The sequence below is a fragment of the Nocardia sp. NPDC060255 genome, from assembly GCF_042727395.1.
In the GTDB taxonomy this organism is placed as follows: domain Bacteria; phylum Actinomycetota; class Actinomycetes; order Mycobacteriales; family Mycobacteriaceae; genus Nocardia.
This window is the reverse complement of the sequence record NZ_JBHXAU010000010.1, coordinates 110,232-123,471: the sequence shown is the minus strand read 5'-3', so window position 1 is coordinate 123,471 and position 13,240 is coordinate 110,232. Positions and strand designations below refer to the sequence as shown.

13 protein-coding genes are annotated in these 13,240 nt (G+C 68.2%); 8 read left to right on the top strand and 5 right to left on the bottom strand.

Translation table 11 applies throughout. The features are described from left to right. Positions 1 to 34: 34 nt before the first annotated feature. Complete coding sequence (locus ACFWF1_RS20020; RefSeq protein WP_379280832.1) at positions 35 to 1,210, bottom strand: exonuclease SbcCD subunit D; 1,176 nt, start codon at positions 1,208 to 1,210, stop codon at positions 35 to 37. 415 nt (positions 1,211 to 1,625) lie between these two features. Here ACFWF1_RS20020 and ACFWF1_RS20015 point away from each other — a divergent pair, with 415 nt between their 5' ends. Continuing rightward, positions 1,626 to 2,783 (top strand): DNA recombination protein RmuC, encoded by a 1,158-nt coding sequence (locus ACFWF1_RS20015; protein ID WP_379280833.1) that lies wholly within the window; start codon positions 1,626 to 1,628, stop codon positions 2,781 to 2,783. Between the two features lie 58 nt (positions 2,784 to 2,841). Further along, on the top strand, positions 2,842 to 3,714 hold the full coding sequence (locus ACFWF1_RS20010) for a DUF6542 domain-containing protein (RefSeq protein WP_379280834.1): 873 nt from the start codon (positions 2,842 to 2,844) through the stop codon (positions 3,712 to 3,714). 532 nt (positions 3,715 to 4,246) lie between these two features. On the opposite strand, the gene ACFWF1_RS20005 is transcribed toward ACFWF1_RS20010, so the two are convergent. After that, a complete protein-coding gene (locus tag ACFWF1_RS20005) occupies positions 4,247 to 5,260 on the bottom strand; it encodes a 4-hydroxy-3-methylbut-2-enyl diphosphate reductase (RefSeq protein WP_379280835.1) in 1,014 nt (337 codons plus the stop codon). A 233-nt stretch (positions 5,261 to 5,493) separates the two neighbouring features. Here ACFWF1_RS20005 and ACFWF1_RS20000 point away from each other — a divergent pair, with 233 nt between their 5' ends. The 4 genes from ACFWF1_RS20000 to ACFWF1_RS19985 are packed head-to-tail and all read left to right on the top strand — an operon-like array spanning position 5,494 to position 8,076. Then, positions 5,494 to 6,138, top strand: coding sequence for a lipid droplet-associated protein (locus ACFWF1_RS20000; RefSeq protein WP_379280836.1), 645 nt, complete (start codon positions 5,494 to 5,496; stop codon positions 6,136 to 6,138). Then, positions 6,135 to 7,496, top strand: a complete 1,362-nt coding sequence (xseA, locus tag ACFWF1_RS19995; protein ID WP_379280837.1) for an exodeoxyribonuclease VII large subunit — start codon at positions 6,135 to 6,137, stop codon at positions 7,494 to 7,496. The genes ACFWF1_RS20000 and xseA overlap by 4 nt, the downstream gene beginning before the upstream one ends. Positions 7,497 to 7,498: 2 nt before the next feature. Beyond that, entirely contained in the window at positions 7,499 to 7,735 is a 237-nt protein-coding gene (locus tag ACFWF1_RS19990; protein WP_379280838.1) for an exodeoxyribonuclease VII small subunit, read from the top strand. Further along, the gene (locus ACFWF1_RS19985) at positions 7,732 to 8,076 is read left to right on the top strand and encodes a VOC family protein (protein WP_379280839.1); all 345 of its coding nucleotides are present in this window, start codon (positions 7,732 to 7,734) and stop codon (positions 8,074 to 8,076) included. The genes ACFWF1_RS19990 and ACFWF1_RS19985 overlap by 4 nt, the downstream gene beginning before the upstream one ends. Positions 8,077 to 8,079: 3 nt before the next feature. Here the strand turns inward: ACFWF1_RS19985 and ACFWF1_RS19980 are convergent, their stop codons facing one another. Then, complete coding sequence (locus tag ACFWF1_RS19980; protein WP_379280840.1) at positions 8,080 to 8,649, bottom strand: DUF4245 domain-containing protein; 570 nt, start codon at positions 8,647 to 8,649, stop codon at positions 8,080 to 8,082. A 90-nt stretch (positions 8,650 to 8,739) separates the two neighbouring features. Here ACFWF1_RS19980 and glpX point away from each other — a divergent pair, with 90 nt between their 5' ends. Both glpX and ACFWF1_RS19970 read left to right on the top strand, forming a co-directional pair. Then, positions 8,740 to 9,822 carry a class II fructose-bisphosphatase gene (gene glpX, locus ACFWF1_RS19975; RefSeq protein ID WP_379280841.1) on the top strand — a complete coding sequence of 361 codons (1,083 nt, stop codon included), beginning with the start codon at positions 8,740 to 8,742 and terminating at the stop codon, positions 9,820 to 9,822. A gap of 131 nt (positions 9,823 to 9,953) precedes the next feature. Next, the gene (locus ACFWF1_RS19970; RefSeq protein ID WP_379280842.1) at positions 9,954 to 11,357 is read left to right on the top strand and encodes a class II fumarate hydratase; all 1,404 of its coding nucleotides are present in this window, start codon (positions 9,954 to 9,956) and stop codon (positions 11,355 to 11,357) included. 346 nt (positions 11,358 to 11,703) lie between these two features. On the opposite strand, the gene ACFWF1_RS19965 is transcribed toward ACFWF1_RS19970, so the two are convergent. Next, positions 11,704 to 12,558, bottom strand: a complete 855-nt coding sequence (locus ACFWF1_RS19965; protein ID WP_379280843.1) for an acyl-ACP desaturase — start codon at positions 12,556 to 12,558, stop codon at positions 11,704 to 11,706. A gap of 98 nt (positions 12,559 to 12,656) precedes the next feature. Beyond that, positions 12,657 to 13,202: an LGFP repeat-containing protein gene (locus tag ACFWF1_RS19960; protein WP_379280844.1), complete on the bottom strand. Its 546-nt coding sequence runs from the start codon at positions 13,200 to 13,202 to the stop codon at positions 12,657 to 12,659. Between the last annotated feature and the right edge of the window lie 38 nt (positions 13,203 to 13,240).

Here is a 13,240-nt window from a genome sequence, read left to right as displayed (position 1 = left end):
CTCGGCAGCCCGGGGCGCTCCGCTCGGCGCGCCCTCACGCCGAGAGTTCCGCTGCCGAGCCGGCCGTCAGCGCGTGATCGGGTTCCGCGACGGCGGCGGCGAGTGCCCGCTCCAGCCAAGCCATTTCGCCCTCGCTGGGCACACCGCGGACGTCGGTGAGGAAGCTCTGCGCTACTTCGGTATCGCGACGGCCGTGCACCCGCTCACGGTAGCGCAGCTCCGGGTTGCCCTCCGGCCGCACCCACTCGACGTGCACCGCGTGCGGGAACCGTTCGCGCAGCTTGCGCATCGCGTCGACCGGGCGGGCCGAGTCGGTGAGCACCGCGGAAACGTAGTGCTCCTCGGCAGGCGCGTGGCTCTCGTCGGCGAGCAGCTCGTCGAGGGTTCCGGTGAGCTTGGTCAGCCCGCGCACCACGGGCAGGTCGCGGCGCTGGACCGAGTGCAGTCCGGCGGCGTCGAGCTCGATGAGCCACACCGCCTTGCGGTGTGAGCTCTCCGCGAACGAATACGGCAGCGGCGAGCCGCAATAGCGCACGGACTCCGACAGCGTCTGCGGCGAATGCAGGTGGCCGAGGGCGACATAGTCGATGCCGTCGAAAGCCGACATCGGCACCGTCTCCACGCCGCCGACCGAGATCGAGCGTTCCGAACCGGTCGCCTCGCCGCCGACGACGAAGGCGTGCGCGAGCACCACCGTGCGGGTGCCGTCCCGCTGCGCGATGTCGGCGCGGATCCGGCGCATCGCGGCGTCGAGGATGTCGGCGTGCGAACGCGCCTGCGGCACACCGAGTTCCGCGCGGGTGATATCCGGCTCCAGGTACGGGATGCCGTAGAACGCCACCGGGCCGTGCTCGTCGTCGAGCAGTACCGGTCGGTCGGCCTCGGCGACCGTGGTGCGCAGATACAGCCCGCCCGCCGCCGCGAAGCTCGCGCCCGCGCCGAGTCGCGCGGGCGAATCGTGGTTGCCGGAGGTGGCGACGATGCGGGCGCCTGCCGCGCGGATGGCTTCGAAGCCGCGGTTACACACCGCGATCGCGTCGGCACTCGGGATGGACCGGTCGTACACGTCACCGGGCAGCACCACCACCTCGACCGACTCCTCGGCCACCAGCTCGGCGATCGCGGCCAGCGAACGAGCCTGGTCGGCAAGCAGATCGACGCCGTGGAAGGTGCGCCCGATGTGCCAGTCCGAGGTGTGCAGCATCCGCATCCGCGAAACCGTAGGCCACCGCACCGACACAATTCAATTGCCGAGGCCCTCGTGTCGGATAGCCGTCCTTTCGTGCGGCGTGTCAGCGGTGATTCGTACGACACTCCGACGGCTATCCCTCGGCGTCACGCGACATACGCACATGGTGTGCGGCCGGTCCGCATTCGTTCGGTTGTCCGGCTCATTGTCCAACCGCGAGTGCGGATTTCGACGCCGCACCGCGCCGCGCACCACCCCGTGTCGGGCCTGATCGATAACTGCTGAGCGACGCGGGTCACGAATTCGGTTGCCTCGTCATGACCGACCAGGCCACGCCGCGGCGTATGTACGGCTTGACCACCATGTTTGCCGACACGGCGCTGCGTAATTGCCGACCCGCGCGTTCTTGTCGGTGGGTTACGGCACTATCGGCGCTATGACCGCACCGATGCTCGTCGCACTGATGCTGGTGTTCGCCGCCGGGGTAGGGCTCGGCTGGCTCGGCCATGCCGCGCGCGCCGGGCAGCGGGCCGTGCAGGCAGAGGCGAGACTCGCGGCGGCCACCGACAACGAGCACCTGTTGCGGCAGTCGCTCACCGCGGCGAACGAGGATGCGGCGCGCAGGCATTCGCATGCGATCGGCGCGATGGTCGATCCGCTGCGCGATGCGGTCGGCGCGCTGAACCAGCACATCCAACAGGTCGAACACCATCGGATCAACGCGTATTCGAGCCTGCGTGAGCAGGTCGCGGGGATGCAGCGCACCTCACTGCAGCTCACCAGCCAGACCAGTCAGCTGGTCGCCGCGCTGCGGGCGCCTCAGGTGCGCGGGCGGTGGGGCGAGATCCAGCTGGAGCGGGTGGTCGAACTGGCCGGGATGACCAGGCATGTCGACTTCGACACCCAGGTGACCCGCGCGGCCCGCGGCGACGGTGACGGTGACCGCACCGGCAATGTCCGCCCCGACCTGGTGGTGAATCTGTCCGGCGGCAGGCACATCGTGGTCGACGCCAAGGTGCCGTTCAGTGCTTATCTCGACGCGAGCATGGTCGATGATCCCGACATGCGGGCCGAGCATCTGACCAGGCACGCGAAACACCTGCGCGGGCATATCGACCAACTGGCCGACAAGGCGTACTGGGCCGCGTTCGATCCGGCACCGGAATTCGTGGTGCTGTTCGTGCCCGGTGATCCGTTCCTGGACGCCGCGCTGACCACGGACTCGGGGTTGCTGGAGTACGCGTTCGGCCGGAACGTGATCCTCGCGACGCCGACCACACTGATCGCGCTGCTGCGCACGGTCGCGTTCGGCTGGCGGCAGGAGGCGCTGTCTCGCGATATGGCAACCGTTCAACAATTAGGTAAGGAGTTGTACGCCCGGCTCGGCATGACTGGCAGGCATCTGGACCGGCTCGGCGCGCAACTCGGCAAGGCCGTCGACGCTTTCAACTACACGGTGGCCTCGGTGGAATCGCGGGTCATGGTCACCGCGCGCAAACTGCATGACCTGGAGATTGCGGAACAGGAGGTGCCGGCTATCCAGCGGGTTGATTCGTGGCCACGCGCGGTGGGCTTCGCCGACGCCGACGATTAGCCGGGACAACCGCCGTGCCATAACGCCGTCCGAGGCGTCGAAGGTTAGTGTTCATAATGTGGCTGCTTCCCAACGTGTGCGAACCCGGGTGCCCGCGCCGCAACGCTCGATACTGCCGACGGTCCCGGGTCTCCCGGTGGGCGCGGCGGTCCTGATCGCGGTTGCCTGCACGTTTCTGGGTTTCTTGATCGATGCGAACGGCGACAGTACCGACCTGACCGGTACCTTCGCCGCGCTATACGTCGTCGGTTGTGTCGCAGCCGTACTTACCGTCCGCTATCGCGGCCTGTTCACCACCATGGTGCTGCCGCCGCTGCTGCTGTTCGTCGCCGTCCCGCTGGCCTATAAGCAGCTGACCGGCGTCGCGATGAGCTCGATCACCGAGATCCTGCTGAAACTGGCGGTCCCGCTGGTCGAGCGGTTCCCCACCATGTTCCTGGCCACCGCGCTGGTGCTGCTGATCGGCGGCGCGCGCATCGCGCTGCAGCGCCGCAGCGAGGCCGCGGGCGGCGCGACCGAGTCCAAGCGCGGCGAAAGCTGGGGCCGACCCGGCACCAAGCGCCCGCGCACCGGCCGGGCCGGCACCGCCGGTCTCGCCGACTCGGCCCGCCGCCGCACCCGCCGCCCCAAGGACGACGCGGACGATCTGGACCCTGTCGAAGACACCCCACGACCGTCCCGCCGGACCGCACCGCCGGTGGCCGACGCCCCGCCGCGAGTCGCCGGCTCCGCCCGCCCACGCGAGGGCCGCCCGGCCCCACGCACCGGCGCCCGCCCCGCCGCGGCCGCCCCACGCGCGGACACCGAACCCCCCCGCGGCAACCCCCCGCGCCGTCGCGGCGACATGCCACCCCCACACCCCCAGCCCAATGTCCGCTACCGCGAACGCGATTCAAGCCGCACCGACCGCCGCAGACCGGAAAACCTGTAACCGGCAGCCCCCGCGCACAAGCTGTCCTCGCGCGCTCGAAATCGCCAGCCGATTCGTGCGCAAGATGCCGAAAGGTGCGCGGCACTCAGCCACACACGCCGAACTCCGCCCAGTCAGCACCCGGCGGTCCTGTAGTCACCGAAGGTCGTCATCGAGTCGAGTCGAATGGTCGCGAGTTGATCTCCAACAGCAACCATATGACTCTCGTCGATCGCGCTACCGTTGCCGAGGCACCCGGAAAGCCATCGAATGTCGAGTTCCAGGGCGGTTTTACACTGCGGAACTGGCGTGTCCAGTGTGCTGCGCGCGGGATCTCGTGGCGCGCACGGAATCGCTAGTTGATTCGTGCGCGCGATGACGAGCTGTGCGCGGCGGCGTCGGGGCGAGCAGCATCGGTGCGTCGTGGACGGCACGACGGGTACCGGGTCGCGTGGCGTGCGCGAAATTGCCGGTTGATTCGTGCTGGACGCCGAAGGATGCGCGGCGGGCTCTGATCAGACCTGCGGGAGGCGGGTGGGCGGCCGCGATGGGGTTAACGCGCGCGGGTGGTGCGGAGTTCTCGGGGCAGGGCGAAGACGAGGGTTTCGTTGGCGGTGGTGACCGGCTGGACGTCGGCGTAGCCGTGCTCTTCCAGCATGTCCAGGACGCCGCGGACCAGGATCTCCGGGACCGAGGCGCCGGAGGTGATGCCGATGGTGCGGACGTCGGTGAGCCAGGCGGGGTCCACCTCACGGGCGTAATCGACCAGGTAGGAGGCCTTGGCGCCGGCGTTGAGGGCGACCTCGACCAGGCGCACGGAGTTGGACGAGTTGCGCGAGCCGACGACGATCACCAGATCGCATTCGGGCGCCATCGCCTTGACCGCGACCTGACGGTTCTGGGTGGCGTAGCAGATGTCGTCGCTGGGCGGATCCTGCAGCGCGGGGAAGCGCTCGCGCAGCCGCTGCACGGTCTCCATCGTCTCGTCGACGCTGAGCGTGGTTTGTGAGAGCCAAATCACCTTCGACTCGTCGCGCACGGTGACCTTGTCGACCGAGGCCGGGCCGTCCACCAGCTGCACGTGGTCGGGCGCCTCGCCCGCCGTACCCTCGACCTCCTCGTGGCCCTCGTGGCCGATCAGCAGGATGTCGTAGTCATCGCGGGCGAACCGCTTCGCCTCCTGGTGCACCTTGGTGACCAGCGGGCAGGTCGCGTCGATGGTGTGCAGATTGCGCGCGGCGGCGGAGGTGTGCACGGCGGGAGAAACACCGTGCGCGGAGAACACGACCACCGAACCCTCGGGCACCTCGTCGGTCTCGTCGACGAAGATGACGCCCTGCTCACGCAGTGTTTCCACGACGTGGCGGTTGTGCACGATCTCTTTGCGCACGTAGATCGGCGCACCGTGCTTTTCGAGCGTCTTCTCCACGGTTTCCACCGCTCGGTCCACGCCGGCGCAGTACCCACGCGGCTCCGCGAGCAGCACCCGCTTGCCGCCGACGGTATCGGCGGTTCCGGCACCCGACGAGCGGGCGATTCCGACGTTCAAGGGTATGGCCGTGGACATGCCGACAGCTTACGTGCGTGCACCGACTCTGCGCCGTCCGGGCATTGCGCCCAGCGCCGTCCGGGCATCGCCCCCGCGCCGTCCGGGCATCGCCCCCGCGCCGTCCGGGTATCGCGCCCGCGAACTGTCCGCGCGGCGGCGAGGCGCGCTCCGCGCATGCGGTTCTATGCGCCAGAATCACTCCCGTGAGCCCCGACCTTTGCATAGCACACCATTTCGGGCAGTCTAGGACCATGTTTCGACCACCGTTCCTGGCCCGGGTAGCCGCTGGGGCCGCCGTATACGCCATTGAGGAAACTCGTCGGCTACCCACGGCCGCAATGAATTTGCCGATCACCGCCATCAGTCAGATGCTGCAGACGACGATGCATGTCCAGCAGTTCGTGACCAGCCTCGCACTCAAGGGTGACGCGGTTTTCGATCGATTGGGCAACGCTCCGGAAGAACAGCCGGAGTGGGCCACCTTCGACGAGGACCTCGACAGCGAGCAAACCCCGCACAGCGCGACGGCGCGCACCAGCCGTTTCGACCTGTACGCCACCGAAGAACCCGAATCGCCCTTCCCCGCCCGGGAAACCCCGGCCGAGCGCAACGGCCACGCGGTCGAGTTCGTCGCCGACCCGGAAACCGCTGCGCCGGAACCGGAACCAGAGCTGGAGATCGTCCGCGCGGAGGAACCCGCGCCCGCGATCGATGCGCCGGAAGTGGCCACCCGCTACGACTACGCCAATATGACCTTGGCTCAGCTGCGCGCCCGCCTGCGCATGCTGACCATCGAAGACCTCACCGCGCTGCTCGACTACGAGCAGCAGACCCTGGCCAGGGCACCGTTCGTGACCATGCTGACGAATCGGATCGCCACCGTGCGGGCCCAGTGACCGAACCCCGGACGCCACCGTCGACGGTTGGCCGGGACACCCCCGGCCAACCCGAGCGCTCCGACCAACCGCAGGCCCAGAGTGCTGCCGCGCCGGCGAATTCCGCCGAGCAGCCGTATCCGGTCCGCTCCGTCGCGATCAAGGTCGCGCAGTGGATCGATCGGCTCGGCAGCATCTGGGTCGAGGGTCAGATCACCCAGATCAATCTGCGGCCGGGCACCCGCACCGCATTCCTGGTGCTGCGCGACACGTCCGCGGACATGTCGCTGTCGGTGACCTGTGACCCGGATCTGATCCGCAAGTCCCCGATCCCGTTGCAGGAGGGCAGCCGGGTCGTGGTCTACGGCAAGCTGTCGTTCTTCACCGGCCGGGGCACCCTGTCCTTGCGTGTCATCGAGATTCGCCCGGTCGGCATCGGCGAGCTGCTCGCCAGGATCGAGCGGCTCAAGGCGCTGCTGGCCGCCGAGGGACTCTTCGATCCGCGGCTCAAGCGGCCGATCCCGTTCCTGCCCAAGACCATCGGCCTGATCACCGGCCGGGCCAGCGCCGCCGAGCGCGATGTGCTGACCGTGGCCAGAAATCGTTGGCCCGCAGTGCGTTTCGAGATCCGCAATACCGCGGTACAGGGACCGACCGCGGTGTCGCAGATGCTGGAGGCGCTGGCGCAGCTCGACCGCGACCCGGCCGTCGAGGTGATCGTGCTCGCCCGCGGCGGCGGCAGCGTCGAGGATCTGCTGCCCTTCTCCGACGAGGCGCTGTGCCGCGCCATCGTCGCCGCGACCACCCCGATCGTGAGCGCGATCGGCCACGAGCCGGACAACCCGCTCAGCGATCTGGTCGCCGACCTGCGCGCCGCCACGCCCACCGACGCCGCGAAGCGCGTTGTCCCCGACGCGGCCGCGGAATTGGCCGGTGTGCGCGATATGCGCACCCGCTCCGCCGCCGCGTTGCGCGGCTGGGTCGACCGGGAAACCCGCGCGCTGACCCAGCTGCGTTCGCGTCCCGTACTCGCCGACCCGCTGCGCGAAATCGACCGGCGCCGTGAGGAAATCGAGCGCCTGCGCGCGTCGGCCCGGCGCACCGCCGAGCAGTTCATCCGCACCGAGGCCACCGCGACCAGGCACCTGCGCGAGAAGCTGACCGCGGTGGGCCCGGCCGCCACGCTGGCCCGTGGCTACGCTGTCGTGCAGCGCGTCGCGGGCACCGAGCGGCATGTGGTGCGCACGATCGAGGACGCACCCGCGGGCAGCCAGCTGCGCATCAGGGTCGCCGACGGCGCCGTCTCCGCAGCCGCGCTCGGCACGAAGGCACTCGGCGCGCAACGCCCCACCGAGGACACCGAAACAAGGAGGAGCTGACCTTGGCCGAAGCCGAGACCGAACTGGCGGAGATCGCCACCTTCGGTTACGAGCGCGCCCGCGACGAACTGGTCAATGTCGTGAAGATGCTCGAGCAGGGCGGTCTCGACCTGGACGAGTCACTTGCCCTGTGGGAGCGTGGGGAAGCGCTGGCCAACCGCTGCGAAGAACACCTGGCCGGTGCCAGAAAGCGCGTCGAGGACGCACTGTCGCGCACCGACCTGGAGGACGGCAAATGACGATCCGCCGGGCCACGCCGGACATCCGCACCACCGACATCGAGCGCAGCCGCGACTTCTACAAGTCGCTCGGCTTCGAGGAGGCGATGGATCTCGGCTGGGTCGTCACCATGGTCTCCCCGTCCAACCCCACCGCCCAGGTGCTGCTCGTCGGCCCGGGCGCGGAAAAGCTACAGCCGAACATGAGTGTCGAGGTCGATGACGTGGACGCGGTGCACGCGGCGATGACCGCCGCGGGCGCCGACATCGTCTATCCGCTGACCGACGAGCAGTGGGGCGTGCGCCGCTTCTTCGTCCGCGATCCGAGTGGCACCATCGTCAACGTGGTCAGCCACAGCTGACGATCAGGGCTTGCTGATCGGCTGCGCCGCGGTGATCGCCTGGGCCAGCGTGACGAACGAGTCGCGCTGTCCCGCACCGGTGATGAGCACGCGCGACTGGCCGAGGTCGGCGACCCAGGCCGATTCCGAGCCGGGCTCGGCGTAGACGATCCACTTCTGGTCGCCCACCTGCTCGGTGCCGCTGGCGTAGCGGGAGCCGAGGACGAAGCGCGACATCGACTCCTCGGTCGCATTGCTCTGGCTGAAGCGCATGTAGGAGCCGTGACCAGTGATATAGCCGACAGTGCTGATCGGTCCGCCGCCGGTGCCGCTGATGTTCTCGCGGCTGCCGGAGTTGGGGGTCCAGTCACTGGGGACGGCCGGGTTCCGAATGGGGAACGGCAGGCTGCGCGCGTCCGACGTCAGCGCCGCCTGCACGTCGAAGTGCGGAATCTGTCCCTGCGTCGGACCCTTTGCGGCAAAGCTGCATTGGCTCGCGAGGCCTGCGAAAACCACGGCGATCAACACGAGCGGGATCAACGACCAGAACAGATCCCGGTAGTCGTTCATGATGCGTGGCTTTTGTGGGGACACGCAGACAGTATCCACTCGCGGCTCGGGTGCTCGAGCTCGCACCCCGCCCCGGCGAGCAGGGTGTACGCCCGTCTCAGTTCGAGTGAGACAATGCGTCGGTACGTACCAACGCACAGGAGGCACCCCGCAATGACGGCATCTTCCCCGACACCGAGCCGCCGCGAGGCGCCGGACCGCAACCTCGCGCTAGAGCTGGTCCGCGTCACCGAGGCCGGTGCGATGGCCGCTGGCCGGTGGGTCGGCCGCGGCGACAAGGAGGGGGGCGACGGCGCCGCCGTCGACGCGATGCGGCAGCTGGTGAACTCGGTGTCCATGCGCGGCGTCGTCGTCATCGGCGAGGGCGAGAAGGACGAAGCGCCGATGCTGTTCAACGGCGAGCTGGTCGGTGACGGTACCGGCCCCGAGGTCGACTTCGCGGTCGATCCGGTCGACGGCACCACGCTGATGTCGAAGGGTTCGCCCGGCGCCATCGCGGTGCTCGCGGTCGCCCAGCGTGGCGCCATGTTCGACCCGTCCGCGGTGTTCTACATGAGCAAGATCGCGGTGGGCCCGGACGCCGCCGACGTGATCGATATCTCCGTGCCGATCGGCGAGAACATCCGCCGGGTCGCCAAGGCCAAGAGCCTGTCGAAGTCGGATCTGACCGTCTGCATCCTGGACCGGCCCCGGCACGCCGGGCTGATCCAGGAGGTCAGGGACGCGGGCGCGCGCATCCGGCTGATCTCCGACGGCGACGTCGCGGGCGCCATCGCCGCGGCCCGCCCCGATTCCGGCACCGACATCCTGGTCGGCGTCGGCGGCACCCCCGAGGGCATCATCGCCGCCGCCGCGATGCGCTGTATGGGTGGCGAACTGCAGGGCATGCTCGCCCCCACCGACGACGACGAGCGGCAGAAGGCGATCGACGCGGGCCATGACCTGGACCGCGTGCTCACCACCGAGGACCTGGTGGCCGGCGACAACGTCTTCTTCTGCGCAACCGGCGTAACCGACGGCGACCTACTCCGCGGCGTCCGCTACTACGGCGGCGGCGCATCCACCCAGTCCATCGTGATGCGCTCCAAGTCCGGCACCGTCCGCATGATCGACGCCTACCACCGCCTAACCAAGCTGCGCGAGTACTCCTCGGTCGATTTCATCGGCGACGAGCACGCGGTACCGCCGCTGCCCTGATCTCAGCACCGACTCGACAGAGACGCGCAGGCATTCCGCCTGCGCGTCTTTTCTATTCCGCCACCCGCGTGTGCGAATCACTACAGGCGTGGCAGCCCCACGGCTTGTTGGGGCGGCATAGGGTCGAAACCATGACGGAGGAGACGCAGTACCGCATCGAGCACGACACTATGGGCGAGGTCCGGGTTCCGGTGGACGCGCTGTGGCGGGCACAGACCCAGCGGGCCGTGGAGAACTTCCCGATCAGCGGACGCGGCCTGGAGCGCGCGCAGATCCGCGCGCTCGGCCTGCTGAAAGCCGCCTGCGCCAAGGTGAATCGGGATCTCGGCCTGCTCGACCCGGCCAAGGCCGACGCCATCATCGCCGCGGCGAACGAGATCGCCGAGGGCAAGCACGACGCGCAGTTCCCGATCGATGTGTTCCAGACCGGCTCGGGCACCAGCTCGAACATGAACGCCAACGAGGTGATCGCCTCGATCGCCAAGGCGAACGGCGTCGCGGTGCATCCCAACGACGACGTGAACATGTCGCAGTCGTCCAACGACACCTTCCCCACCGCCGTGCATCTGGCCGCCACCGAGGCGGTCATCACCGACTTGGTGCCCGCGCTGGATCATCTGCGGCTTGCGCTGCTGGACAAGTCGACCGAGTGGCGGACCGTGGTCAAGTCGGGCCGCACCCATCTGATGGATGCGGTGCCGGTGACGCTCGGTCAGGAGTTCGGCGGCTACACCCGGCAGATCGCCGCGAGCATCGACCGCCTGATGGCGACGCTGCCGCGCCTCGGCGAGCTGCCCATCGGCGGCACCGCCGTCGGCACAGGTCTCAACGCGCCTGATGGCTTCGGCGCAAAGGTCGTCGCAGAGCTGGTCCGCTCGACCGGTCTTGACGCTTTGCGCGAGGCCGAGGATCACTTCGAGGCGCAGGCGGCCCGGGACGGGCTGGTCGAGGCGTCGGGCGCGGTGCGGACCGTCGCGGTGAGCCTCACCAAGATCGCCAACGACATCCGCTGGATGGGCTCGGGGCCGCTGACCGGTCTCGGCGAGCTCCAGCTGCCCGATCTGCAGCCCGGTAGTTCGATCATGCCCGGCAAGGTCAATCCGGTGCTGCCCGAGGCGGTTACGCAGGTCGCGGCACAGGTGATCGGTAATGACGCCGCGGTCGCGTTCGGCGGCGCGAACGGCGCCTTCGAACTGAATGTCTATATCCCGGTGATGGCGCGCAATCTGCTCGAGTCGATTCGCCTGCTGGCCAATGTCTCTCGATTGTTCGCCGATAGGTGTGTGCGCGGTCTGGTCGCCAATGTCGATCACCTGCGCACGTTGGCGGAATCGTCGCCGTCCATTGTGACGCCATTGAATTCGGCAATCGGCTACGAGGAAGCGGCTGCGGTCGCCAAGGAAGCGTTGAAGCAGAAGAAGACAATTCGCCAGACGGTTATCGATCGCGGTCTGCTCGATGAAAAGCTCACCGAGGCAGAACTCGACCGGCGGTTGGATGTGTTGTCGATGGCGAAGGTCAAAGACGCTGATTAGCAATTAATTTCGACGCTATGCCGGGCGTCACGTTGCACACCCTCATGGTCCAACGTGACGCCCGAACATGCGTGTGCGCGGGTATGTCAGCCGAAGTCGGCATACCCGCGCCGGGCATCACAAAAAGATGCCGAGTGCCGCGAGGAACGCAGACGCGCCCACGCCGACCAGTGCGACGAGGCCGGCAACAATTGCAGCGATCATGATTCTTTTCCTTTCTTGCTTCCGCACATTGCGGATGTACTCAGCTAATCGCGAGCAAAGCCGCGTGTGTTTCATCACACTGTCGCGGCGCAAGAAAGAAAATCCGGTCGGCGCGGTAAACCACGCGCCGACCGGCAGTAATTCAGCGCAGATACGCGAGTTCTTCGCGGGCCTTTTCGCCCGCTGCACCCAGATCGGTCCGGGTGAAGACGTTCCACCGCTGCAACAGCGGCTTGAACACCAGCTCATCCTGCTTGGCCGGATCGTAGATCCCGGCCTCGGCGAGCACGTCGTCGCTGTTGCGCCCGTCGGCCAGCGTCACCGAGGGCACCACGAAGCCGGCCACCTGGTCGGCGATGGCGCGCATCGCCTGATCGGGCGCCACGTTCAGGCCCGCCTCGACCAGCTCGGCGAAGACGACCGCCTGCAGCTCGTCGTCGACCGCGATGCGCTCGGCGATCGCGGTGACCATCGGGCTCTCGCCCAGCGCGGCGGTGTTGCGATGCCGGATCGCGGCGGCGAGCTCCTCGAACGCGCAGGCGGCCAGCACGTCGAGCAGGTGCATGCCGGGGCGGCGGAAGCCGGTGGTCATGTTGTCCATCCGCATGCGTTCCAGCGCGACCGGGTCCACCGCCCTGGTCGTCATGAGGAAGTTGCGGATCAGGATCTCGTGGCGGTTCTCCTCGGCGGTCCACCGGCCGACCCAGCGCCACCACGCGCCGGTGCGGAGGTACTTGCCGAGCTCGCGGTGATACGAGGGCAGGTTGTCCGCGATCAGCACGCTGACGGTCAGCGCGGTCTTGGCGACGTCGCTGAGCTCGGACTGCTCCGGCGCCCAATCGGTCCCGCTGAGGAACGCGAAGTTGCGGCCGTCGTCCCACGGCACGAAGTCGTGCGGCTGCCATCCGTCGGCGGCGTCGATGTGACGGCGCAGAATGGATTCCACGTCCAGCGCGAGGGATTCGAGCAACTCGCGATCGGTCAAGAGAGTTTGCACCTAGACAACCTAGCGGTTGAGCCCGTGATCCGGGGATTTTTGGAATGAGACTGGACGGGCGTCCGGGACAGGCTGAGCCGTCCCGGACGCCGCACCGACTACTGCTTCGGGGTAACGGTCGTCTTGCCGTCGACCCAGGTGATGGTGCCGCCGGAGAAGTCGCTCTCCTTGCCGCCGGCGATGTCCTTCTCGTCGCTGGTCGGGTAGCCGAGCTTGCCCATGGCACCGCCGTTGTCTTCCCACGCCTTGCGGATCTCGCCCCAGACGATGTGCGCCTCGCCGTCCTTGGCCTTGTACACCGTGCCGCCGACGAAGTCCTGGTACTTGCCCTCCTCGGGGCCGGACTCCTGCGCCTCCAGCGGAGCGCCCAGCGCGCCGGCCGGACCGCCGGACTGCACGTACTTGTCGAAGATCGCACCGGAGACCGTGAGGTCACCGCGCTGTGTGGCGATCTTGGTCTCCGCCGCGGCACCCGAGGCGTGCTCCTCGCCGTGCTGCATCGCGGCCGCGGTGGTGGTGATCGAGGCCGCCGCGTTGTTGTCGTTCTTGTCGTTGTCCTTGCTGCAGCCGGCGACGATCAGGCCTGCTGCGGCAAGCAGAGCAGTGTATCCAGCCGTTCGTCGAGCGAAGTGGTGCATTTCCATCCTCTCGAAAGTGGCTACGAGACGCCGCCATCTCGGTG